This is a genomic window from Streptomyces sp. NPDC086835 (assembly GCF_044745705.1).
GTDB lineage: Bacteria > Actinomycetota > Actinomycetes > Streptomycetales > Streptomycetaceae > Streptomyces.
In genome coordinates this window covers 423,173-445,601 of the sequence record NZ_JBIVAU010000004.1, presented here as the reverse complement: position 1 = coordinate 445,601, position 22,429 = coordinate 423,173, and the positions used below count along the sequence as shown (strand labels likewise).

The following is a 22,429-nucleotide window of genomic DNA, read 5'->3' as shown; positions in this document are numbered from 1 at the left end:
TACCTCTGGGGGACGGAAGGTGGGTCCTACGACGGCGGAATCGGTCACTGGCCGAAGCCCATCATGGTCTTCGTCTCCTTCTCGGCCTTGTCGTTGGGCGCGCTCACACGACCACTGGCGATGAAGAACCGGCCGTCCGCGTACGCCATCTTCGGGGAGTAGAAGGAGTTCTCGATCTCGGCGGTCGAGGCCGGGTGCTGGAGCAGCATCTTCGGCGCCCCACCGGTCGGCGCGACGGTGGCGACACCGCCGCCCGTGTCGTACGAGGGCTGCATGTAGACGAGGACGTTGCCGCCCTCGATGCGCAGCGGCGTCATCTTGCGCTCCGCGCCGGCCGGCGCGCGCCAGGCTTCCTTACCGCTGTCGAGGCTGAAGGCGACGAGCTCGTTGGCCTTGCCGTACTCGGTCTCCGTGGCCATGTAGAAGTGCTTCGCGTCGGCGGCGACACCGGTGCAGCCCTCGAGGTTCTGACCGAAGATGACGAACGCCCCGCCGCAGCGCGGCTGGAACTTGTCGTTCTTGCCGCCCGAGATCTGCGAGCGCAGCTTGCCGTTGTCGGTCAGCGCGATGATCGACCACTTCTTCTCCGGCTCACGCTGGGTGATGGAGACGACCAGCGGGCTCGCGGAGTAGACCTTGTCGATCTCCCAGCCCTCGGGGGTGTTGTACGTCCACCTGGGCTTGCCGCTGGCGGGGTCGATCTCCTGGAGCTGCTGCTTCGGCTTGTCGTAGTCGTCCGTGGGGCAGCTCGCGCCGGCCAGCAGCTTGGGGCCGCCGGCGAAGGCGAACGGCTTGCAGCCGCTGCCCGGCTTGCCGAAGAGCTGCTTGCCGTCGGCCATCGAGAAGCCGTAGGAGTTGCCACTGCCGCCCACCGCGAGCGTGTTGCCGCTGATGGCCAGGGTGAAGTCGGAGAGGGAGGCGAACGCGCCGGACGCCTTCGGGATCGGCTTCTTCCAGCCGGCCTTGCCCGTCTTCAGGTCGATCATCTGAAGGTCGTTGCACTTGGCCTTCTCGGTGAGGCCGTCCTTGACACCGATGACGATCTTGCCGTCGGCCGAGGTCTGCGCCGGCGCCGAGCACACCTCCGCGGGCAGCGGCACGCTCCACTTCTTGCTGCCGTCGGTCACCGAGTAGCCGGCGACCTCCCGGTACATGGCCTTGACGACCGTGTCGCCGGCCACCCACGGGCCGAACACCTCGGCGCCGTTGCGGGGCAGGTCGACCTCGTTCTTCGTCAGGAACAGGACCTTGGCCTCGCCGTCCTTACGGCCGGCGTTGAGGTCCTCGTTGCCCTCACGTCCGGTGCCGCTGCCGTCGCCCTGGTCGACGGACTCGGAGCCGGTCGGCTTCGGGTCGTCGCTGGACTTGCTGACGGTCGGCTTGTCCTCCTTGTCGTCGCCGCTGCTGACGACGTACCAGGTGCCACCGCCGACAAGGAGCAGCGCGGCGGCCGACGCGGCCACGACGATGCCCGTCTTCCCCTTGAAGAAGCCCCCGCCACCGCCCGGCGCGGGCGCACCCGGGTACTGCGGCTGCGTCGGGTACCCGCCGTAGGGACCCGGCTGGTTGTACGCGCCGGGCTGCTGGTTGTACGGGCCCGGCTGCTGCGCGTACGGCCCCGGCTGCTGCGGATAGCCGTAGCCCGGCTGGCCGGGAGGCTGCTGCGGGTAGCCGTAACCGGGCGCCGGCGCACCGGGAGGCGCCACCGGCGGCGGTCCCTGCGGGGTGGGCGGCATCTGCGGCGGCTGAGCGGGCGGCTGGGGCTGCTGCGGAGCTCCCTGCTGAGGATCCTGGGGGGCTCCGAAGCCTCCCTGCGGGGGCTGGTTCGGCGGCTGCGTCATGGCGTACTACCTCATGGGTGGGAGATGCGAGTGGGAGTTGGGGATGTCCGGACGACCCAGACCGCGTTCATCTGCCGGAAACCGTCACGGTGTTCAGCGGCACCTTCCGCTCACCGTCCGAGGGCGCGACCCCCTGCACGTCGCCTCCCGCACCGGGCGAGGGTCCGATGTGGTGACGACGCTGCCGGGAGCGGGTGGGCCGGCGGGTACGACGGACGGCTGTGGTGCACGGGTGCGGCGGGCGGCTGCGGGACCCCGCGCCACTGGTCCGCGGACCGTGCCTGACCGGACGGCGGCGGCTGCCCCATCTGCGCTTCCCCCTTCGTACGGTCTGCTGCCCGGACGAACTCCCCCGCTCCTCCGGCAAGCGCATCCACCGGAAGGAGTGATTCGGACACGAACCCCGTTGTTCTACATCAGTCGAGCGGGCCTTCTTTGTATCACCCGTGACGAGCGGAGAGCGGGCTCGGTCCTCCCCTGTTCCCAAGGGAGGACCGGGCCGTGATGGGGTTGTTACGCGCTCTGCACGGCTTCTCTACGGGCGGCGGAGGACCGCCGGTCAGGCGTCTTACGCCAGTTCGAGCCAGCGCATCTCCAACTCTTCGCGCTCGGCGGCGAGTTCACGGAGCTCAGCGTCCAGTTTGGCGACCTTTTCGAAGTCTGTGGCGTTATCGGCGATCTGTGCGTGCAGCTTGGTCTCCTTGTCGGACACCTTGTCGAGCTGCCGCTCGATCCGCTGAAGTTCCTTCTTCGCCACGCGGGCGTCGGCCGCCGACTTCTCCTTGACGGCGCCGGACGGGGCGGGCGGCGGCGTCGGCACGGCGGCCTCGACCATGCGCGCCCTGCGCTCCAGGTACTCGTCGATACCACGCGGCAGCATCCGCAGCGTGCCGTCGCCGAGCAGCGCGAACGTCCGGTCCGTGGTCCGCTCGAGGAAGAACCGGTCGTGCGAGATGACCACCATCGAGCCGGGCCAGCCGTCGAGGACGTCCTCGAGCTGGGTCAGGGTCTCGATGTCGAGGTCGTTGGTGGGCTCGTCGAGGAAGAGGACGTTCGGTTCGTCCATCAACAGACGCAGCAGCTGGAGCCGGCGCCGCTCACCGCCCGACAGGTCGCCGACGGGCGTCCACTGCTTCTCCTTTCCGAAGCCGAACTGCTCGCACAGCTGGCCCGCGGTCATCTCCCGGCCCTTGCCGAGGTCGACCCGGTCGCGGATCTGCTGGACCGCCTCCAGCACGCGCAGCGCGGGCGGCAGTTCGGTGACGTCCTGCGAGAGGTAGGCGAGCCGTACGGTCCTGCCGACGGTGACCCGGCCCGAGGCGGGCTGCTCCTCGCCGCCGGAGACGGCCGCCGTGGCGAGCGTGCGCAGCAGTGACGTCTTGCCCGCGCCGTTGACACCGACCAGACCGATACGGTCGCCGGGGCCGAGCTGCCAGGTCAGATGCTTCAGCAGCACCTTCGGGCCGGCCTGGACGGTGACGTCCTCGAGGTCGAACACCGTCTTGCCGAGCCGGGCGGACGCGAACTTCATCAGCTCGGACGTGTCACGCGGCGGCGGCACGTCGGCGATCAGCTCGTTCGCCGCCTCGATGCGGTAGCGGGGCTTGGACGTACGGGCGGGGGCGCCGCGCCGCAGCCAGGCCAGCTCCTTGCGCATCAGGTTCTGCCGCTTGCTCTCCTCGGTCGCGGCGATCCGCTCCCGCTCGGCCCGTGCGAAGACGTAGTCGGAGTAGCCGCCCTCGTACTCGTACACGTCGCCGCGCTGCACGTCCCACATGCGGGTGCAGACCTGGTCGAGGAACCAGCGGTCGTGGGTGACGCAGACGAGCGCGGAGCGGCGCGTCTGCAGATGCCGGGCGAGCCAGGCGATGCCCTCGACGTCGAGGTGGTTGGTCGGCTCGTCGAGGACGATCAGGTCCTGCTCGGCGATCAGCAGCTTGGCGAGCGCGATACGGCGGCGCTCGCCGCCGGACAGCGGTCCGATGACGGTGTCGAGCCCCTGCGGGAAGCCGGACAGGTCGAGCCCGTCGAACAGCCCCGTCAGCACGTCCCTGATCTTGGCGTTGCCCGCCCACTCGTGGTCCGCGAGGTCGCCGATGACCTCGTGCCGGATCGTCGCCTCCGGGTCGAGCGAGTCGTGCTGCGTCAGCACTCCGAGCCGCAGCCCACCGCTCTGGGTGACCCGGCCGGTGTCGGGCTCCTCGAGCTTGGCGAGCAGCCGGATGAGGGTGGTCTTCCCGTCGCCGTTACGGCCGACGACGCCGATACGGTCTCCCTCCGAGACGCCGAGGGAGACCCCGTCGAGCAGGGCGCGTGTGCCGTACACCTTGCTGACTGCCTCGACATTGACCAGGTTGACGGCCATTTCTCTCCTGACAGGGGGAACGATCGACCTCCCAGCCTACTTGTCAGGCGCGACTGCCCCGTCCGGCCCGTTCCACCAGCAGCCAGCCGCCGAGCGCCATGGCGACGGCGGCGGGGGCGCTGACGTGCACGGCGACCAGCATCGCCGTCCTGCCTTCGAGCAGCCCGCCGAATCCGACCATGGAAAGGCCCAGGATGCCGAACAGGCAGAGCGTGATCCCCACGGCGGCGATCGGCCCGGTGCCCGGCACCGGCGTGACGGCGCTCCGCACGGGACGTTCGAACCTGCGGAACGCGGCCACGAGCAGCGCGGTCAGCCCGGCCGCGGCGGCGATGCGCAGCGGTGCCTGCGCCCACCAGGCCGCCGACGCCGGAGCCCGCAGGGGAAGGCCGGCCGCGATCATCGCCCCGTAGACGCCGAGCATGGCGGTGAGGTGCCACAGGAAGGCGGTCATGGCGACCCCGTTGGCGGCCACCACACCCCGCCAGACGCGGGCTCGCCGCACGAACCGTCCGCCCGGCCCCCTGAGCAGCTCGACGGCGCCGACCAGCCACAGCCCGTGGAACAGCAGGGCGAGGGTCGGCGGGGCCATGTTCGAGATCTTCTCGCCGGGCATCCCGACCATGGACAGCGGATACGGCCCGAACGCGACGAGCGCGGCGGCGGCTGCGAGCCCCGTCGCCGCGAGCACGGCAGGCATCCGGATACGCCCGTCGGCGCGCAGGAAGCCGAGCTGGTGGACGGCGAGCCAGACGAAGGCGAAGTTCAGGAACTCGACGAAGGGCACATGGGCGGCGAACCGGAGCACGTCCACGGCCGCCGCCGCGCCGAGGAGCGCGCCGAACGCGCCCCAGCCGAACCGCTCGTGCAGCTTCAGCAGCGGCGGGGTGAAGGCGACCATGGCGAGGTAGATCCCGATGAACCACAGCGGCTGCGTCACGAGCCGCAGCACCACCCCGGTCATCCCGCCGCCCCCGCCGAGCAACTGCACGAGGAGCGCTGCGGCGCCCCAGACGAGGACGAACGCCATCGTGGGCCGCAGGAGCCGCTGGAGCCGGCCGCGCAGAAACACCGAGTACACGGACCGGTCCGGATGCCTGCGCCGCAGCGACCGGTAGGACAGGGCGTGCGAGAACCCGCCGACGAAGAAGAACACGGGCATCACCTGAAGGGCCCAGGTGAACAGTTGCAGCTCCGGCACGACGGCGAGAAGGTTCCCGATGCCGTCGTCGGTGACCGCCGCCATGAGCCAGTGCCCGGCGACGACGGTCCCGAGCGAGGCGACCCTCAACAGATCGATGTACCGGTCACGCGTACCGGGAGTGGCGGCGGCGAGCTCACGAACGCTGGTTCCCATGGGCGTTACGGTGCCGGGCCGGCGGGGGCGGGCGGGAGAGCGCTCGTACTCAGGTGGGCGCTGAGTATGTGGGGGCGGGTGCGGATGCGCGGCCGCTGCGGCGGGCTTGTCCCCTACCCGCCCGCGACCACCCTCGCCCCCGCCGCCGGCGCCGGCGCCACCCGCGCGGAGCGGCACGTGCCCGACGCCGTCAGCGCCGCGGCCACCGTCTCCGCCGTGTCCTCGTCCTTGACGAGGAACGCCGTCGTCGGGCCGGAACCGGAAACCAGGGAGGCCAGCGCGCCCGCGGAGACACCGACCGCGAGGGTGTCGGAGAGCGACGGACGCAGGGACAGGGCCGCCGGCTGAAGGTCGTTGGACAGGGCGTCCGCCAGCGCGGGCACGTCACCCGTGCGCAGCGCGTCGAGGAGCGCGGCGGAGGCCACCGGCTCAGGGACGGCGCGACCCTCGTTCAGCCGGTCGAACTCCCCGTACACCGCGGGCGTGGAGAGCCCGCCGTCCGCCACCGCGAACACCCAGTGGAACGTCCCGCCGACCTCCAGTTCGGTCAGCCGCTCGCCGCGGCCGGTGCCGAGCGCCGCCCCGCCCACGAGGCTGAACGGCACGTCGCTGCCCAACTCCGCGCAGATCGCGAGCAGTTCGTCACGGGAGGAGCCGAGACCCCAGAGCGCGTCGCACGCGAGGAGCGCGCCCGCGCCGTCCGCGCTGCCGCCCGCCATGCCGCCGGCGACGGGAATGTCCTTGTCGATGTGGATGTGGACGTCGGGCGAGATGCCGTGACGGGCCGCCAGCAGTTCCGCGGCCCGCGCGGCCAGGTTCGTACGGTCCAGGGGGACCTGCCCGGCGTCCGGGCCGGAGCAGGTGATGCGCAGGGACGGGGCCGGCCGCACCGTCACCTCGTCGTGGAGGCCGACCGCCAGGAAGACGTTGGCCAGGTCGTGGAAGCCGTCGGGGCGCGCCCCGCCGACCGCCAGCTGGACGTTGACCTTGGCCGGCACCCGTACCGTGACGCTCATTTCTTCGCCTCCGCGATCCGCGCGAACTCCTCCACCGTCAGCGACTCTCCGCGCGCCTGCGGCGACACGCCTGCCGCGACCAGGGCCTCCTCCGCCGCGGCCGGTGATCCCGCCCATCCGGCGAGCGCGGCGCGCAGCGTCTTGCGGCGCTGGGCGAAGGCGGCATCGACGACCGCGAAGACCTCCGTCTTGGTGGCGGTCGTGGCCACCGGCGAGGTCCGCCGCACCAGGGAGACGAGGCCGGAGTCCACGTTCGGCGCGGGCCAGAAGACGTTACGGCCGATCGACCCGGCCCGCTTGACCTCGGTGTACCAGTTGGCCTTCACCGACGGCACGCCGTACACCTTGTTCCCGGGGCCGGCGGCCAGCCGGTCGGCGACCTCGGCCTGGACCATGACGAGCGTCCGCTCGATCGACGGGAAGCGGTCGAGCATGTGCAGCAGGACCGGCACGGCGACGTTGTAGGGCAGGTTCGCGACGAGCGCGGTCGGCGGCGGCCCGGGGAGCTCCTGCACGTGCATCGCGTCCGAGTGCACCAGCGAGAAACGCGAGGCCCGGTCGGGCAGTCGCGCGGCGACCGTCGCCGGCAGGGCGCCGGCGAGCACGTCGTCGATCTCCACGGCCACGACCCGGTCGGCGGCCTCCAGCAGCCCGAGGGTCAGCGAGCCGAGCCCGGGGCCGATCTCGACGACCACGTCGTCGGGCTTCACCTCGGCCGTGCGCACGATCCTGCGGACCGTGTTGGCGTCGATGACGAAGTTCTGGCCGCGCTGTTTGGTGGGGCGTACGCCCAGCGCGGCGGCCAGCTCGCGGATGTCGGCGGGGCCGAGGAGTGCGTCGGGATCAGTGGTGCTCACCGATACAGCCTACGGCCGCAGTGCGGCCACGGACTCGCCCCCCGCTGCACATAGAGCTTCTTCGCCCGGTACGTCTGTTCCTCGGCGGGCGCGTCCTGCGGACGCCCGGTGCCGCCGAGCGAGCGCCAGGTCGCGGTGTCGAACTGGTACAGCCCGCCGTAGGTGCCGGAGGGGTCGACGGCGCCCGGCCGCCCGCCCGACTCGCACTCGGCGAGCGCCGCCCAGTTCAGGCCGTCCGCCCCGCGTACCGAGGACGGCGGCTGCCGGGTGCCGACCTTCACCTGCTCGGTGACGGGCTCGCGCACGACGTCCGTGGCGGTCCGCCGCGGCTTCTGGCGGACGCCGTCGACGGTCCGCAGGGCGTACGTGACCCGCCGCACGCCCGGCCGTCCCTGCCGTACGACGACTTCGGTGCCCGTGAAGAGCGTGGGGTCCAGGGTCTTCTCGACGGCGAAGTCGATCGGCTCCTCGCGTACCTCACGGCCGCCGCTGATCCGCGTGACCGTGACGGTCTGTCCGTCGCGGGGGAAGCCGCTTGGCGGCACGGAGGTGGTGTCCTGGCCGCGCAGCACGATCCCCGCCTCGCCGAGGGCCTCCCCCACGGTGGCGGCGTTGGTGCGGATGGTGCGTTCACGCCCGTCGGCCATGAACGTGACGGCCTTCTCGGTGCGCACGTCCAGCACCAGGCCGCTCCTCGGGATGGGGGTGGAACGCGGCACGGAGAGGTACGCCCCCTCCGCGCGCACGCCCAGTTCCCGCAGGGCCGCCTCGACGGTGATGGCCGTGGTCCACACCTCGCCGGCGCGGCCGTCGAGGGTGAGTTTCAGCGGCCTGCCGTGGCGGACGGTGATCTCGTCGCCGCTGTCGAGGTCCGCTTCGGGGCCGGGGGCGACGACATCGTGGGCGCTCAGATCGAGGCCCTCGTCCTCGAGGAGTTCGCCCACGTCGTCGGCGAAGGTGTGCATGGTCCGCGGCACGCCGTCGACGGTGAGCCGGACCGCTTTGTCGTCGGCCACGAACGCGGACGTCCCGCCGGCGAGGAAGGCGACGACGAGGGCTCGCGGGACGAGCCGCCGCAGCGTGTCCGGTCGCTCCGCGGGCCTGCGCCGCCGGGATCCACCACGTCGCGCCTGCGCGCGCCGTCCTGGCTCCTCCTCGACGGCACGGTCCGCGGCCCGGAGGTCCACGTACGGCAGGGTGGGCGCCTGCGCCACGGCCGCCCGGCGGTGCGGCGGGACCATGCCCGCCGTGGCCGTGCCCGCGTCCACGTCGACGAGGGTCAGCGCCCCGCGGTCCAGGTACGGCAGGGTCGGCGCGTACGCCGCGCTGCGAACCGCCGCGGTCCGGCCGTCCACGGCCGTGGGCTGCGGCACGCTGCCGTAGGGCGCCACGGGGGGCGGGGCGGGCGCCGTCACGGTGGCCCGGTCGGCGCCGGCCTCCGCCGGGGACCGGCCACCGGCACGGCGTGAGCCGCGCGCCGCACGGTGACTGCCCTGCGAATTACTCACGCTCACGACGCTCCGTAAGGTCCGGTCAGCCAAGTGGCACCGGACAGTAGCGGAGCGATCGTCACTCTCCAAAGCGACGCGAACACTCAGCGTCGCGACGCGCGAGGTCGCCCGGATCGGGTCAGTAGCCGAACGCCCGGGCGGTATTGGCCGCGATCGCCGCCGCCAGCGTGTCCTCGTCGGTGCCCCTGACCTGCGCCATGGCCCGTAGCGTGACCGGAATCAGATACGGGGCGTTGGGCCGTCCGCGGTACGGCGCGGGGGTGAGGAACGGCGCGTCCGTCTCGACCAGCACGAGATCGGCGGGCGCGACGGCGAGCGCGTCACGCAGCGGCTGCGCGTTCTTGAAGGTCACGTTGCCGGCGAAGGACATGAAGTAGCTGGCGGCCGCGCAGACTTCGGCCATTTCCGCGTCACCCGAATAGCAGTGGAAGATCGTGCGCTCCGGCGCGCCTTCCTCCGCAAGAATGCGCAGCACATCCGCGTGCGCCTCGCGATCGTGGATGACGAGCGCCTTGCCGTGCCGTTTCGCGATCTCGATATGCGCCCGGAACGACCGTTCCTGCGCGGCCATTCCCTCAGGGCCGGTGCGGAAGCGGTCGAGTCCGGTCTCGCCGACGGCCTTGACCACGTCGAGGGCGGCCAGCCGGTCGATCTCGGCGAGGGCGTCGTCGAGCGCCCCGTACCCGCCCGCGTCCCGTGCACCCTGCCGCGACCAGCCGTCAGGATCGCCGAGCACGATCCTGGGCGCCTCGTTGGGGTGCAGGGCGACTGCGGCGTGCACCTCGCGGTGCGCGGCGGCGGTCTCCGCGGCCCACTGGGAGCCCTTGATGTCGCAGCCCACCTGGACGACCGTCGTCACACCGACCGCGGCCGCCCTGGCGAGGGCCTCCTCGACGGTGCCTTCCTGCATGTCCAGGTGGGTGTGCGAATCGGCGACCGCGACACCGAGCGGTTCGGGCAGCGGCGGCGGTGCGGATTTCGAACTCATGGGCGCGATCCTACGGAACCCGCCCCCGGTCGCTCACTTGCGGTGGTGGAAGGGGTGCAGCAGGTCGGAGAGGTGCCAGTGGTGCTCCTCGGGCGCGGTCTCCCCGCCCGCCCCGCCTTCCGCGACGGCCTCCTGCGACGTCGACCCGGACGGCGGCGGCGCGGAAGCGGTGGGCCGGCCGGCGGGTCGGTCCGCCCGCGGATCGCGCACTTCCTCGCCCGGCCGCGGCCCCGCCGGGGACACCTGCGGCACGGCGCTCGCGGCGGTGGAACCGGTCTCGGTCAGTCCCATCAGGCTCTGCACCGTGGAGACCCGCCCCGCCCGCATGATCCGTACGACGTGCCCGCCGCAGTTGACGCAGGTCGGGCTGGACAGCGGCGAAGGGACCCGCCGCCCGTCCGACTTGTAGACGACGAATTCCTGGCCCGACGAATCGACGTGGTGCTCGATGTCGTAGGACTGCTCCCAGCCGTGCCCGCAACGCATGCACGCGAAGGAATACTCCTCATGCACCTTCGCGGGTGTGGTCTCACTCATGCCAGCTCCTCTCCACCTGATCCAGTGGACGCCTTTTCCGGCGGGAGCGCACCAGCGCCTGTCGATCGATTGTGCGGTCTTGGGATTTTCCATACAGAAAAGCGGTCAGGACACGGTCTGCGCTTTGCTTTTCACGATAGACCTTTATCCTCCGCCTACGCGGGTCGAGCCGCGTTCTTCGCAGCGACGACCGCGTCGAAGACCTCCCGCTTAGGAAGCCCCGCCTCAGCGGCGACCGCCGCGATGGCCTCCTTGCGTCGCTCCCCCGCCTCCTCGCGCACCTGGACCCTGCGTACCAGCTCGTCCGCGCCGAACTCCTTGGGCCCGGACTCGGGCGCGCCCTCGACGACGACGGTGATCTCACCGCGGACGCCTTCCGCCGCCCAGGCCGCCAGCTCGCCGAGGCCGCCGCGCTTCACTTCCTCGTACGTCTTGGTCAGCTCCCGGCAGACGGCGGCCCTGCGGCCCTCTCCGAAGACCTCCGCCATGGCGGCGAGCGTGTCGTCGAGGCGGTGCGGGGCCTCGAAGTAGACGAGCGTGCGGCGCTCGCCCTGGACCTCCCGCAGCCTGCCGAGCCGTTCGCCCGCCTTGCGGGGCAGGAAACCCTCGAAGCAGAAGCGGTCCACGGGCAGCCCCGACAGCGCGAGAGCGGTCAGCACGGCGGACGGGCCGGGTACGGCGGTGACCTTGATGTCCTTCTCCACCGCGGCGGCGACCAGCCGGTATCCGGGGTCGGAGACGGAGGGCATGCCCGCGTCGGTGACGAGCAGCACCCGCGCACCGCCGGACAGCGCCTCCACCAGCTCCGGTGTACGGGCCGCCTCGTTGCCCTCGAAGTAGGAGACGACCCTGCCCCGGGTGTGCACACCGAGGGCCTGGGTCAGCCGGCGCAGCCGCCGGGTGTCCTCGGCGGCGACGATGTCGGCGCCCTCCAGTTCGGCGGCGAGCCGGGGCGGCGCGTCCGCGACATCACCGATGGGCGTCCCTGCGAGTACCAGCGTTCCAGTCACACTCGCCATCCTCCCAGCACTGCCGAGCACCGATCGCACAGCCGTGTTCCCTACGATGGCGCGGTGACCAGTACCGCGCCACAGCCCCTGCGGGGCAAGGACGACGCCGAACAGCAGCCGCCAGGCTGGGAGAGCCGGCTGCGCCGCTTCGGCTACACGCCCCGGCCAGTGATCGGGCTACGGGACCGGCTGGTGCCGCCGTTCACCCGGCCGTCCCGGCAGGTGTGGGCGGTCTTCGGCATCCCGCCGCGGGCGGTGGAACCCCTGCTCCGCATCGCCGCGTGGGGCGGACCCCTGCTGGTCGCCCTGGTAGCGGGCCTGCTGCGGTTCTGGAACCTGGGGCAGCCCCATGCGGTGATATTCGACGAGACGTACTACGCCAAGGACGCCTGGGCGCTGATCAACCAGGGGTACGAGGGCAGCTGGCCCAAGAACGTCGACAAGTCGATCCTTGCCGACCCGTCGGCCGTCGCGATCCCGACCGATCCCGGTTATGTGGTCCATCCGCCGGTCGGCAAGTGGATCATCGGTCTCGGCGAGAAGTTGATCGACTTCTCACCCTTCGGCTGGCGGTTCATGGTCGCCCTGCTGGGCACGCTGTCGGTGCTGATGCTCTGCCGCATCGGCCGGCGGCTGTTCCGCTCGACGTTCCTCGGCTGCCTCGCGGGTCTGCTGCTGGCCGTGGACGGCCTGCACTTCGTGATGAGCCGCACGGCTCTGCTCGACCTGGTGCTGATGTTCTTCGTGCTGGCGGCGTTCGGCGCGCTGGTGCTCGACCGCGACCGGTCACGGCGCGCTCTCGCGGCGGCGCTGCCGGAGGACGACGACGGCAGGCTGCGTCCCGACGCCCGCGTCGCGGAGACCCTGCGCCTGGGGTGGCGGCCGTGGCGGCTGACGGCCGGAGTGATGCTGGGCCTCGCGGCGGGCACCAAGTGGAACGGGCTGTACATCATGGCCGCCTTCGGCCTGATGACCGTGCTGTGGGACGTGGGCTCGCGCCGCACGGCCGGCGCGGTCCAGCCGTATCTCGCCGTCCTGAAGAAGGACCTCGTCCCCGCCTTCGTCTCCGTCGTGCCGGTGGCGCTGGTGACGTACATGGTCTCGTGGACCGGGTGGCTGGTCACGGACAAGGGCTACCACCGGAACTGGGCCTCCACCGGCGGCGGCAAGGACAGCGCCTGGAGCTGGCTCTTCCCCGACTGGTGGCGCAGCTTCTGGCACTACGAGACCCAGGTCTACGACTTCCATGTCGGCCTGACCTCCGGCCACACCTACGAGTCCAACCCATGGAGCTGGCTGATCCTCGGCCGCCCGGTCTCGTACTACTACGAGGACCCGAAGCCGGGCGTCGAGGGCTGCCCGAAGGACGCGGTCGACAAGTGCGCCGCGGAGGTCCTCGCCCTCGGCACCCCGCTCCTGTGGTGGGCCGCCTGCTTCGCGATCTGCTACGCCCTGTGGCGCTGGCTCTTCCGCCGTGACTGGCGCGCGGGCGCGATCCTGTGCGCGTTCGCAGCGGGCTGGGCCCCGTGGCTGATGTACCAGGAGCGCACGATCTTCCTCTTCTACGCGGTCGTGTTCGTCCCGTTCCTGTGCCTCGCGGTGGCGATGATGATCGGCGCGATCCTCGGCCCACCCGGCTCCGACGAACGCCGCCGCGCGATCGGCGCGATCGGCGCGGGCGTACTGGTCCTGTTGATCGTGTGGAACTTCATCTACTTCTGGCCGATCTACACGGGCACCCCGATCCCGGTCGACGAGTGGCGCAACCGGATGTGGCTGGACACCTGGGTCTAGCTGCGGCGGCGAAGGGCCCGGCACCTCTCGGTGCCGGGCCCTTCGCGGTTGTCGATGGTGGTCGCCGGTCATCGTGGGCACGAACCTCGCGCCGACCGGTCGAGGAGGACCCCCACCGGACGACTTCACGACACAGGGTCAACCGAGGTCGCCTGGCGGCTCGCAGCGTCGATGTGGCACTTGATGGCGTCGCCGATGAAGCGGCGGGTGCTGCCAGGATCGAGGGACTGCGCCTGCAGATGGGCGTATGTGACGTCGTACTGCTGCAGGTCGGATCGTTTCTCCAGGTAGAGGTCGCTGGTGGATCCTTCCAGGTACACCACCCTTGACTCGGGGCTGTCGGCGAAACTCAGGATCGAGAACTGCCCTGAGAGGCCCGGGTGGGCCCCCACGGTGTAGGGGAGGACCTGCACAGTGATGTGCGGCTCGGCACCGAGGGCGTTCAGGTGCTCCAGCTGTTCGCGCATGATGTCAGGGCTGCCGACGACGCGGCGCAGTGCCGATTCGTCCAGGACGACCCACAGACGCAGGGGACGGGACGGGTCGTAGATCCGGTGCTGGCGGCGCAACCGCACCTTGAGGCGCATGGCGGCCTGTTCGGCAGTGGGCAGGGGAATCGATTCCGCGATGACTTCCCGGGCGTAGGCGGGGGTCTGCAGCAGGCCGGGGATCACCTGGGGCTCGTAGGAGTGGATGGAGGTGGCGTCCGTCTCCAGGCCGATGTAGACGCTGTAGGGGATGTCGCCGTAGGCGTACCACCAGCCCTGCTGTCCGGATTCCTTGGCCATCCGCATCAGGGAGTCGACGACCTGCTCGTCCCCCACACCGTAGATCGCGCACAGGTCGCGTACATCGCGGGGGCTGATGGCACGCTGGCCGTTCTCCAGGCGGCTGATCTTGGGCTGGGAGACCAGGAGCCGCTCTGCCACTTGTGTACTCGTCAGGCCACTGGCCTTGCGGAGCCGGCGGAGCTCGGCTCCCAGACGGCGTTTTCTGACGGTGGGATTGATGTGCGCCGCCACCTGTCGTGCACCTCCGGGTCCAAGTCATTTTCCTGGCCCGCAGGGTGCCATGGGACGACACTTGTCGATCACGTGCCATGCCGGGTGTTCGTGGGGCAACCGAGATGGTCTCTGACATTGGCAATTGCCCGCGGTAGGCACTGAACTCGACCCGGCGGTGGAGCCGAAGGCGTCTCCGCCGCGCATCAGCATGCCCAGCTCGCACGGCGTGGGCGGCCGGGCCGCGGCCACATCGTCGAGGTCGCCCACACTCCGATCACGGCCCCGTGACGGCCCAAGTCGCGTCGCGTTCCTATAACTACCGGCCCTCGTGTCACTCCCGTCACGTAGAGTGCGAACGACTCATGCTCTTGAACGTGTTCAAGGGTGTGCACACTCTGGGGAGGGGGCTGCGGTCATGCGCAGTGGAGTAAAGGTCGGCATCACCGCCGGCGCGTTCGTGGTGGTCGCGAGTGGCGTGGGCTACGGCGGCTACAACCTGTACAACGGGCTGACCGGCTCCGGCGGGGGTGGTGGCGCGAGCACCAAGGCCGCGTCGGGCGAGAAACGGAGCGGCCCGCCGAGCGCGGACGAGATCGAGGAGACCGCGACGGAGTTCCTCGCGGCCTGGGCCGCCGGCAAGGGGCCCGAAGCGGCGCGGCTGACCAACAACCAGGCCGAGGCCGAGCCGCTGCTCACGGGCTTCACGGAGCGGGCACACGTCTCCAAGGCCGTCATCAAGGCCGGCCGGGCGACGGGCGCGTCCGTGCCGTTCACCGTTGAGGCGACGGTGACGTACGAGGGGAAGAGCAAGCCCTGGTCGTACGCCTCGAAGCTGACCGTGGTGCGCGGCCTCACGACGGGCAGGGCGCTGGTCGACTGGCAGCCGTCCGTCGTCCATCCCGAACTCACCGCGGGCGCCTCGCTCGTCACGGCGGAGGCGGCGGCGCCGCAGATCAAGGCGTTCGACGACAACGGTGTCGAGCTCAGCGAGGAGAAGTTCCCCTCGCTCGGTCCGGTCCTCGACGCGCTGCGCAAGGAGTACGGGGACAAGGTCGGCGGCACGCCGGGCATCGAGCTGGCGATCACCTCCGCCGACGCGAACGTGCCCGACCGCAGCCTGCTGACGCTGACCGAGGGAAAGTCCGGCACCCTGCGTACGACGCTGGACGCCGGGGTGCAGGCGGCGGCCGAGAAGGCCGTGAAGGACTACGCCAAGGCGTCCGTCGTCGCTGTCCAGCCCAGCACGGGCGAGATCAAGGCGGTGGCCAACACCCCCGCGGAGGGCTTCAACACCGCGTTCCAGGGAGCGCAGGCGCCCGGATCGACGATGAAGATCGTGACGGCCGCGATGATGCTGGACAAGGGGCTGGTGAACGGGCCGAACTCACCGGTCGAGTGCCCGTCGACGGTCACCTGGGAGCGGGAGTTCCACAACCTCAAGGACTTCTCGATCCCCGGCGCGACGTTCCAGCAGGCCTTCGCACGCTCCTGCAACACCACCTTCATCAAGCCGGTGAAGCCGCTGGGCGCAGCCGCGGGCACGGCGCTCGGCGAGACCGCCGCCAAGTACTTCGGCATCGGCCTCAACTGGAAGGCCGGCGTCGTCACGGTCGACGGAAGGGTCCCGGAGTCGACGGGCTCTCAGACCGCCGCCTCGTACATCGGCCAGGGCCAGATCCAGATGAACGCACTCAATGTCGCGTCCATCGCAGCGACCGTGAAGAACGGCGGTTTCAAGCAGCCGGTCATCGTCCCGCAGAGCCTGGACGACCGTGAACTGGCGACCGCGCAGCGACTGCCGGCCTCGATGGCGGCGTCCCTGCGGCAGATGATGCGCGCGGCCACCGTGGGCTCCGGCACGGCGACGGCGGCCATGGCGTCCGTCGGCGGCGACAAGGGCGCGAAGACCGGCTCGGCGGAGGTCGACGGCCAGGGCGACTCCAACAGCTGGTTCACCGGCTACGCCGACGACCTGGCAGCCGCTGCGGTCGTACAGGCCGGCGGACACGGCGGCGACTCGGCGGGCAGCACCGTCGCCCGGGTGCTGAACGCGCGCTGAGCGACCCGGCGAAACCGTTCGCATGGCCCGTACAGCTACCGCTAGCGTGCGGGCCATGAGCACTCACGACGACACCACCGGCGCCCACCCCCGTTTCGCCGATGCCCTGCGCGAGCTCGGTCTCGACGTCCCCGTGCGCCGTTTCCCGGACGCGACCCGCACCGCCGCGCAGGCCGCGGAGGCCATCGGTTGCGACGTCAGCGAGATCGTCAAGTCGCTGATCTTCACCGCGGACGGGGCGCCGGTGCTCGTGCTGATGGACGGCTCGTCGCGGGTGGACGTGGAGCGGGTACGGCAGGAGCTCGGCGCCGAGTCCGTGAAGCGCGCCGACGCCGACCTGGTGCGGGAGACGACGGGCTACGCCATCGGCGGCGTCCCGCCGTTCGGCCACCGCACCCGCACCCGGGTGCTGGCCGACCGGGGGCTGCTCGACCACGACGTGGTGTGGGCGGCGGCCGGGACCCCGCACACGGTCTTCCCGCTCGACCCGAAGTCCCTGGTCGCGCACGCGGGCGGCACTCTGGTGGACGTCCGCGAGCGCACCGCGTGACCCCTCTGGTCACCGGGGCGGTCCTGGCCGCGGCGTTGACCCACGCCGGCTGGAACGCGCTCGCGCACCGGATCAAGGACCGGCTGGTCGTCTTCACCCTGATCGTCGGAGGCGCGTCGGTCATCGGCGGGCTGATGGCGCCGTTCGTGCCGGTCCCGGCCGCCGGCGCCTGGCCGTATCTGATCACGTCGGCGGTCCTGCACGTCGGCTACCACGCGCTGCTGCTGCGATCGTTCAGTCTCGGGGACTTCGGCCAGGTGTATCCGATCGCCCGCGGCACGGCCCCTCTGGTGGTGACCGCCGCTGCCGCCCTGTTCGTCGACGAACGCGTCAGCGGTGGGCAGTTGGCGGGCGTGGTGGTCGCCTCGGCCGGGCTCGTCGGTCTCGCGGTGTGGGGCGTCCTGCCGCTGGGCCGCCGGGCCGGGGAGGCCACGCGGCCGCACTGGCCGGCGGTGACGGCCGCGCTCGCGACGGGCCTGTCGATCTCCGTGTACACCGTGATCGACGGGATGGGTGTACGGGCGGGCGGTACGGCGGCCGGTTACATCGCCTGGCTGATGATCCTGGAGGGCATACCGCTGGTCCTCTACGCCATATACGTCCGCCGGGCCGCGCTGTGGCCGCAACTGCGGCCGTACGCCGGGCGCGGGCTGCTGGGCGCGGCGATGGCGGTCACCGCGTACGGACTGGTGCTCTGGGCCCAGACGCGTGCGCCGCTCGCGCCCATCGCGGCGCTGCGCGAGTCGTCGATCATCGTGGGCGCGGCGATCGGCGCGCTGTTCTTCAAGGAACGCTTCGGTGGCCCGCGGATCGCGGCGGCGGTCCTGATGGTGGCGGGCATCGGCCTGATGCTGACGGCCGGCTGACGTCTGGCGGCGGCGCCCGGCGGGCGTTCCCCGGTGAACGGCTGCCCATCAGGCGGGCGTTCCCCGTGACCGGTGCCGGTACCCGGCCCGGTGCTCCGCGGCCGCGGTCCGCGGGTGCCTTTACCGGTCCGCCGCGCGCTCGTCCACCACCATCTGCCGGAATCCGGTGTTGACGGCCAGCAGCCCGCCGTCGACCGGCAGCGTCGTGCCCGTGACCCACGCCGCGTCCCGTGAGGCGAGGAAGGCGACCGCGGCGGCGATGTCCTCGGGCTCGCCGACCCGGCCGAGCGGATAGACGCCGCTCAGGACCTCGAGGCTCTTCTCCCGGCCGGCCCACGAACGGGTGCGGATCGTACCGGGGTTGACCTGGTTGACCCGGATGCCGCGCGCGGCGCCCTCGCCCGCCAGGGTGCGGGTCAGCGACGCCAGGCCGGCCTTGGCCGCGCTGTAGGCGTGGCCGCCGAAGTCCTGTTCGGCGTTGACGGAGCCGATGTTGACGATCGCGCCGCGTCCACGGGCGGCCAGATGCGTCCACGCGGCCCGTGCGCACCGCAGCGCGCCGGTGAGCGTGACGTCCAGGTCCTGCTGCCAGCCGTCGTCCGGCAGTTCCTCGAGCGGTCCGAAGTGCCGGGAGGCCGAGAACGCATTGTTGACCAGCACGTCCAGGCAGCCGAACTGCTCCACCGCGCGGGCCACGGCCGCCTCCGCCGACGCCCGTTCGGCGACGTCGCAGCGGACGAAGGACGCGCCCTCGATCCCGGCCGCGGTCCGCTCCGCGGCCTCCGCGTCGATGTCGGCGATCAGGACCCGTGCACCCTCGGACGCCAGCCTGCGTGCCGTGGCCTCGCCGATACCGCGCGCGCCGCCGGTGATCAGTGCCCCGTAGCCCTCGAAACGTCTCATAGGACCGAACGTACCGCCCTGATCAGTGCCTGGGCACGGGGGTCGGCGGTAACGCCCTTGCGCATGCCGTTGGTCGTGTACCCGAGGGCGATGCCCGATTCGGGGTCGGCGAAGCCGAGCGAGCCGCCGCGGCCGGGGTGGCCGAAGGATCCCGGTCCGAGCAGCGGCGACGCGGGGCCGTGCAGCATGAAACCGAGCCCGAAGCGGGTGGGCACCACCAGGACCCGGTCGGGTCCGGCGGACTCCTCGGTGCGGGCGAGTGTGAGCGTGGCGGGCGCGAAGAGCCGGCGGCCGCCGTCGACGTCGCCGATGGTCGCCGCGTAGAAACGGGCGAGTGCGCGGGCGGTGGATATGCCGTTGGACGCGGGGAGTTCGGCGGCGCGGTAGGCGGGGTCGTTCTCGTCGGGGAGCGGGTCGATGGCTCCGAAGGCGCGGCGGGTCAGGGACTCGGGGTCGCGGTACGCCTCCGCCACGGACCTCTTGGGGCGCAGCCGGAGGCCGCCGCCCTCGGCGGCCGGGGGTTCCGCGACGGGGCCGAGCCTGCCGACCCGGTGGGCCTCCTCGCCGGGCAGTCCTATCCACAGGTCCAGGCCGAGGGGGCGGGCGATCTCCTCCGCGACCCAGCGGCCGATGCCGCGTCCGGTGACCCGGCGCACCAGTTCGCCCAGCAGCCAGCTGTAGGTCTGCGCGTGGTAGCCGTGCTCGGCGCCGGGCTCCCAGACGGGGGCCTGCGCGGCGACGGCGGCCGGTCCGTCGACGCCGTCCGCCGCCTGTGCGGGGGTGAGCGGACGGTCCAGCACCGGCAGTCCCGCGCGGTGTGCGAGGAGGTGGCGTACGAGTACGCGTTCCTTGCCGGCCGCCTTGAAGTCCGGCCAGTAGGTGCCGACCGGCGCGTCCAGGTCGATCTGCCCACGCTGGTGGAGCAGGAGGACGACGGCAGCGGCGACGCCCTTGGTGGCGGAGCGGACGACCTGTGCGGTGTCGAGCGCCCACGGCTCCTGCCCGTCCACGTCCCGGGTGCCTGCCCACAGGTCGACGACCTTGCGCCCGTCGCGGTAGACGGCGACGGCCGCCCCGCGCTCGCCGCGCTGTTCGAAGTTGCGCGCGAAGGCGTCCGCGACCGCCTCGTAGCCGTCCGCCACCGTGCCCCGGACGTCCACCACGTCTGCTCCTTCGCTGCGATCCATCCCCCCATGGTGCAACGTGGTCCGGACCACGGTGACCGCGGGGCGGTCCCCGCGGTCTCCCCCCGCCGGCTCAGCTGAGGACGATGGAGACGTCGATGTTGTCGCGGGTGGCGTTGGAGTACGGGCAGACCTGGTGCGCGGCGGCCACGAGCCGCGCGGCGAGGTCCTGGTCCACGAGCGGCAGCGAGACGTTGAGCGCGACGGCGAGCCCGTACCCACGTGCCGTGTTGGGTCCGATGCCGACCTTGGCGGCGACGGTCGAGCCGGTGAGGTCGAGGCCCGCGCGGCGCCCGACGAGCACCAGGGCGTTGTGGAAGCAGGCGCTGTAGCCGGCGGCGAAGAGCTGTTCCGGATTGGTGCCGCGGCCGTCGCCGCCGAGGGCGGGCGGCATGGCGACGCGGAGCTCGATCTGCCCGTCGTGGCTCGTCACATAGCCGTCGCGGCCGCCGTGGGCGGTGGCCTCCGCCACGTACATGATCTTGGTGGGGCGGGTGTCGACGGTGTCGACCTGTTCGCTCATGCTGCGTCCCCGAGTGTGTGCACCGGTCGTATTACATCGCGCACAATGTATCCGAGCGGGGAGGCGCTCCTTACTCGGGGGTAGCCTTCGCCGCCGCGTCCGCGAGCCGGTGCAGATCGGCGCGGAGCCGCGCGATCTCCGACCCCTCCAGGCCCGTGCTCACCAGCAGTTGGGCAGGCACCGCCTCCGCCCGTTCACGCATCGCCTCACCCTCCTCGGTGAGCACCAGCCGCACCGAGCGCTCGTCGGCGGCGGAGCGCTCCCGGCGCACGAGACCCGCCGCCTCCAGCCGCTTCAGCAGCGGCGAGACGGTGCCGTAGTCGAGCCGCAGCGCTGCCCCCAGCTCCTTGACCGGGATCTCGCCGCGCTCCCACAGCACCAGCATCGTGAGGTACTGCGGGTAGGTCAGGCCGAGTTCGGCGAGCAGCGGCCGGTAGGCGGCCGTGACCGCCCGCTGCGCCGCGTACAGCGCGAAGCACAGCTGGTCGTCGAGCAGCAGCGACGCCGCCGCCCCGCTCCGGTCCTCGTATCCACGCCCCATGTTCACGCGCCTATTGTCACGGACCTCGGATCGAAGCCGAAGGGCAGCTCCAGCCGGTGCGCGCGCATCAGATCGTCGTCGCCCAGCAGCTCCTGCGTGCCTCCGTCCGCGACGACCACCCCGTCGCTGAGGATCACCGAGCGCGGGCACAGCTCCAGCGCGTACGGCAGATCGTGCGTCACCATCAGCACGGTGACGTCCAACGCGCGCAGGATGTCCGCCAGTTCGCGGCGTGAGGCCGGGTCGAGGTTGGACGAGGGCTCGTCGAGGACCAGGATCTCCGGCTCCATCGCGAGCACGGTCGCGACCGCGACCCGGCGGCGCTGCCCGAACGACAGATGGTGCGGCGGGCGGTCGGCGAACTCGGCCATTCCGACCTGGTCCAGCGCGGCCATGACCCGGGCCTCCAGCTCGGGGCCGCGCATCCCGGCCGACGCCGGGCCGAACGCCACGTCCTCCCGGACCGACGGCATGAACAGCTGGTCGTCCGGGTCCTGGAAGACGATGCCGACGCGGCGGCGGATCTCCGCGAGGTTCTCGCGCCCGACCGGCAGCCCCGCGACGGAGACCGAGCCGACCCCGCCGGCCAGGATGCCGTTGAGGTGGAGGACGAGGGTGGTCTTGCCCGCGCCGTTGGGCCCGAGGAGGGCGACCCGCTCGCCGCGCCCGACCGTCAGGTCGACGCCGAACAGCGCCTGGTGGCCGTCGGGATAGGCGTACGCGAGCCCGCGCACGTCGAGAGAGGGCGGCGGCGTCACGTTCATAGCGTCCATCCCAGCAGACAGACCGCGAGCGCGGTCACGGGCAGTGCGGCGGCGTACGACCACTGGGCGCGGGTCGCCCGCACGTCGTCGAGGACCGGCATCGTGCCGGTGTAGCCCCGGCTGACCATCGCCAGGTGCACCCGTTCACCGCGCTCGTAGGAGCGGATGAACAGGGCGCCGGCGGACTTGGCCAGCACACCCCAATGGCGTACACCGCGCGCCTCGAACCCGCGCGAGCGACGGGCGATCGACATCCGGCGCATCTCGTCGGCGATGACGTCGCCGTAGCGGATCATGAAGGAGGCGATCTGGACCAGCAGCGACGGCAGCCGCAGCCGCTGAAGGCCGAGGAGCAGGGAGCGCAGTTCGGTCGTCGAGGCGAGGATCACGGAGGCGGCGACGCCCAGCGTGCCCTTGGCGAGGATGTTCCACGCGCCCCACAGGCCGGGGACGGAGAGCGAGATCCCCAGCACCTCGGTCTGCTCACCCGGCACCACGAAGGGCATCAGCAGGGCGAAGGCCACGAACGGGATCTCGATCAGCAGCCGCTTCAGCAGGAAGCCGGCGGGGATCCGGGCCACCGCCGCGACCGTGCCGAGCAGCACCGCGTACAGCCCGAAGGCCCAGACCGCCTCGCGCGGGGTGGAGACCACGACCAGCACGAAACCGAGGACGGCGAGCAGCTTGCAGTGCGCGGGGAGCGCGTGCACCGGCGAGTGGCCGTGCCGGTAGAGCTTGTGGGCGTGACCCGCACCCATG

The 22,429-nt window shown here is 71.7% G+C and carries 20 protein-coding genes; 4 read left to right on the top strand and 16 right to left on the bottom strand.

Annotated elements, in window-relative coordinates:
- Positions 1-44: 44 nt before the first annotated feature.
- The 9 genes from ACIPJI_RS17140 to rsmI all read right to left on the bottom strand — a co-directional run bounded on the left by ACIPJI_RS17140 (position 45) and on the right by rsmI (position 11,482).
- On the bottom strand, positions 45-1,841 hold the full coding sequence (locus ACIPJI_RS17140) for a PQQ-binding-like beta-propeller repeat protein (RefSeq protein ID WP_402247034.1): 1,797 nt from the start codon (positions 1,839-1,841) through the stop codon (positions 45-47).
- Positions 1,842-2,409: 568 nt separating this feature from the next.
- The gene (locus ACIPJI_RS17135) at positions 2,410-4,206 is read right to left on the bottom strand and encodes an ABC-F family ATP-binding cassette domain-containing protein (RefSeq protein WP_402247032.1); all 1,797 of its coding nucleotides are present in this window, start codon (positions 4,204-4,206) and stop codon (positions 2,410-2,412) included.
- A 43-nt stretch (positions 4,207-4,249) separates the two neighbouring features.
- A complete protein-coding gene (locus tag ACIPJI_RS17130) occupies positions 4,250-5,563 on the bottom strand; it encodes an acyltransferase (protein ID WP_402247030.1) in 1,314 nt (437 codons plus the stop codon).
- Positions 5,564-5,676: 113 nt separating this feature from the next.
- Positions 5,677-6,579, bottom strand: a complete 903-nt coding sequence (locus ACIPJI_RS17125; RefSeq protein ID WP_402247028.1) for a 4-(cytidine 5'-diphospho)-2-C-methyl-D-erythritol kinase — start codon at positions 6,577-6,579, stop codon at positions 5,677-5,679.
- Positions 6,576-7,436, bottom strand: a complete 861-nt coding sequence (gene rsmA / locus ACIPJI_RS17120; protein WP_307706850.1) for a 16S rRNA (adenine(1518)-N(6)/adenine(1519)-N(6))-dimethyltransferase RsmA — start codon at positions 7,434-7,436, stop codon at positions 6,576-6,578. Before rsmA ends, ACIPJI_RS17125 begins: the two co-directional genes overlap by 4 nt.
- Entirely contained in the window at positions 7,433-8,677 is a 1,245-nt protein-coding gene (locus tag ACIPJI_RS17115; protein ID WP_402247174.1) for a ubiquitin-like domain-containing protein, read from the bottom strand. Before ACIPJI_RS17115 ends, rsmA begins: the two co-directional genes overlap by 4 nt.
- Positions 8,678-9,065: 388 nt before the next feature.
- On the bottom strand, positions 9,066-9,935 hold the full coding sequence (locus ACIPJI_RS17110; RefSeq protein ID WP_402247026.1) for a TatD family hydrolase: 870 nt from the start codon (positions 9,933-9,935) through the stop codon (positions 9,066-9,068).
- Between the two features lie 33 nt (positions 9,936-9,968).
- On the bottom strand, positions 9,969-10,472 hold the full coding sequence (locus tag ACIPJI_RS17105; protein WP_402247024.1) for a hypothetical protein: 504 nt from the start codon (positions 10,470-10,472) through the stop codon (positions 9,969-9,971).
- 155 nt (positions 10,473-10,627) lie between these two features.
- Positions 10,628-11,482, bottom strand: a complete 855-nt coding sequence (gene rsmI, locus ACIPJI_RS17100) for a 16S rRNA (cytidine(1402)-2'-O)-methyltransferase (protein WP_402247022.1) — start codon at positions 11,480-11,482, stop codon at positions 10,628-10,630.
- A 63-nt stretch (positions 11,483-11,545) separates the two neighbouring features.
- Here rsmI and ACIPJI_RS17095 point away from each other — a divergent pair, with 63 nt between their 5' ends.
- Positions 11,546-13,276, top strand: coding sequence for a phospholipid carrier-dependent glycosyltransferase (locus ACIPJI_RS17095; RefSeq protein WP_356618465.1), 1,731 nt, complete (start codon positions 11,546-11,548; stop codon positions 13,274-13,276).
- A 125-nt stretch (positions 13,277-13,401) separates the two neighbouring features.
- Here the strand turns inward: ACIPJI_RS17095 and ACIPJI_RS17090 are convergent, their stop codons facing one another.
- A complete protein-coding gene (locus ACIPJI_RS17090) occupies positions 13,402-14,298 on the bottom strand; it encodes a helix-turn-helix transcriptional regulator (RefSeq protein WP_356618467.1) in 897 nt (298 codons plus the stop codon).
- Between the two features lie 397 nt (positions 14,299-14,695).
- On the opposite strand from ACIPJI_RS17090, the gene ACIPJI_RS17085 reads away from it, so the two are divergent.
- From ACIPJI_RS17085 to ACIPJI_RS17075, 3 genes are read left to right on the top strand one after another with little or no spacing between them, the layout of a single operon-like run.
- Complete coding sequence (locus tag ACIPJI_RS17085) at positions 14,696-16,339, top strand: penicillin-binding transpeptidase domain-containing protein (protein WP_402247020.1); 1,644 nt, start codon at positions 14,696-14,698, stop codon at positions 16,337-16,339.
- A 55-nt stretch (positions 16,340-16,394) separates the two neighbouring features.
- Positions 16,395-16,889 (top strand): YbaK/EbsC family protein, encoded by a 495-nt coding sequence (locus tag ACIPJI_RS17080; protein WP_402247018.1) that lies wholly within the window; start codon positions 16,395-16,397, stop codon positions 16,887-16,889.
- Positions 16,886-17,755 carry an EamA family transporter gene (locus ACIPJI_RS17075; RefSeq protein WP_402247016.1) on the top strand — a complete coding sequence of 290 codons (870 nt, stop codon included), beginning with the start codon at positions 16,886-16,888 and terminating at the stop codon, positions 17,753-17,755. Before ACIPJI_RS17080 ends, ACIPJI_RS17075 begins: the two co-directional genes overlap by 4 nt.
- 120 nt (positions 17,756-17,875) lie before the next feature.
- Here the strand turns inward: ACIPJI_RS17075 and ACIPJI_RS17070 are convergent, their stop codons facing one another.
- The 6 genes from ACIPJI_RS17070 to cbiQ all read right to left on the bottom strand — a co-directional run bounded on the left by ACIPJI_RS17070 (position 17,876) and on the right by cbiQ (position 22,428).
- Positions 17,876-18,658 (bottom strand): SDR family NAD(P)-dependent oxidoreductase, encoded by a 783-nt coding sequence (locus ACIPJI_RS17070; RefSeq protein ID WP_307706860.1) that lies wholly within the window; start codon positions 18,656-18,658, stop codon positions 17,876-17,878.
- Positions 18,655-19,845, bottom strand: a complete 1,191-nt coding sequence (locus ACIPJI_RS17065; RefSeq protein ID WP_356618478.1) for a serine hydrolase domain-containing protein — start codon at positions 19,843-19,845, stop codon at positions 18,655-18,657. Before ACIPJI_RS17065 ends, ACIPJI_RS17070 begins: the two co-directional genes overlap by 4 nt.
- Before the next feature lie 70 nt (positions 19,846-19,915).
- Positions 19,916-20,365: an organic hydroperoxide resistance protein gene (locus ACIPJI_RS17060; protein WP_159691111.1), complete on the bottom strand. Its 450-nt coding sequence runs from the start codon at positions 20,363-20,365 to the stop codon at positions 19,916-19,918.
- Positions 20,366-20,435: 70 nt separating this feature from the next.
- Positions 20,436-20,906 carry a MarR family winged helix-turn-helix transcriptional regulator gene (locus tag ACIPJI_RS17055; RefSeq protein ID WP_307710387.1) on the bottom strand — a complete coding sequence of 157 codons (471 nt, stop codon included), beginning with the start codon at positions 20,904-20,906 and terminating at the stop codon, positions 20,436-20,438.
- Between the two features lie 2 nt (positions 20,907-20,908).
- Positions 20,909-21,670 carry an ABC transporter ATP-binding protein gene (locus ACIPJI_RS17050; protein ID WP_356618480.1) on the bottom strand — a complete coding sequence of 254 codons (762 nt, stop codon included), beginning with the start codon at positions 21,668-21,670 and terminating at the stop codon, positions 20,909-20,911.
- Positions 21,667-22,428: a cobalt ECF transporter T component CbiQ gene (gene cbiQ / locus ACIPJI_RS17045; RefSeq protein ID WP_356618482.1), complete on the bottom strand. Its 762-nt coding sequence runs from the start codon at positions 22,426-22,428 to the stop codon at positions 21,667-21,669. Before cbiQ ends, ACIPJI_RS17050 begins: the two co-directional genes overlap by 4 nt.
- Position 22,429: the final 1 nt, after the last annotated feature.

Excerpts from the sequence above, each read along its gene's own strand:
- ACIPJI_RS17085 (WP_402247020.1), top strand. The coding sequence starts at position 14,696 with ATGCGCAGTGGAGTAAAGGTCGGCATCACCGCCGGCGCGTTCGTGGTG.
- ACIPJI_RS17110 (WP_402247026.1), bottom strand. The coding sequence starts at position 9,935 with ATGAGTTCGAAATCCGCACCGCCGCCGCTGCCCGAACCGCTCGGTGTC.
- ACIPJI_RS17050 (WP_356618480.1), bottom strand. The coding sequence starts at position 21,670 with ATGAACGTGACGCCGCCGCCCTCTCTCGACGTGCGCGGGCTCGCGTAC.
- ACIPJI_RS17080 (WP_402247018.1), top strand. The coding sequence starts at position 16,395 with ATGAGCACTCACGACGACACCACCGGCGCCCACCCCCGTTTCGCCGAT.
- ACIPJI_RS17055 (WP_307710387.1), bottom strand. The coding sequence starts at position 20,906 with ATGGGGCGTGGATACGAGGACCGGAGCGGGGCGGCGGCGTCGCTGCTG.
- cbiQ (WP_356618482.1), bottom strand. The coding sequence starts at position 22,428 with ATGGGTGCGGGTCACGCCCACAAGCTCTACCGGCACGGCCACTCGCCG.
- ACIPJI_RS17070 (WP_307706860.1), bottom strand. The coding sequence starts at position 18,658 with ATGAGACGTTTCGAGGGCTACGGGGCACTGATCACCGGCGGCGCGCGC.
- ACIPJI_RS17125 (WP_402247028.1), bottom strand. The coding sequence starts at position 6,579 with ATGAGCGTCACGGTACGGGTGCCGGCCAAGGTCAACGTCCAGCTGGCG.
- ACIPJI_RS17105 (WP_402247024.1), bottom strand. The coding sequence starts at position 10,472 with ATGAGTGAGACCACACCCGCGAAGGTGCATGAGGAGTATTCCTTCGCG.
- ACIPJI_RS17065 (WP_356618478.1), bottom strand. The coding sequence starts at position 19,845 with ATGGATCGCAGCGAAGGAGCAGACGTGGTGGACGTCCGGGGCACGGTG.
- ACIPJI_RS17130 (WP_402247030.1), bottom strand. The coding sequence starts at position 5,563 with ATGGGAACCAGCGTTCGTGAGCTCGCCGCCGCCACTCCCGGTACGCGT.
- ACIPJI_RS17060 (WP_159691111.1), bottom strand. The coding sequence starts at position 20,365 with ATGAGCGAACAGGTCGACACCGTCGACACCCGCCCCACCAAGATCATG.
- ACIPJI_RS17135 (WP_402247032.1), bottom strand. The coding sequence starts at position 4,206 with ATGGCCGTCAACCTGGTCAATGTCGAGGCAGTCAGCAAGGTGTACGGC.
- ACIPJI_RS17115 (WP_402247174.1), bottom strand. The coding sequence starts at position 8,677 with ATGGTCCCGCCGCACCGCCGGGCGGCCGTGGCGCAGGCGCCCACCCTG.
- ACIPJI_RS17140 (WP_402247034.1), bottom strand. The coding sequence starts at position 1,841 with ATGACGCAGCCGCCGAACCAGCCCCCGCAGGGAGGCTTCGGAGCCCCC.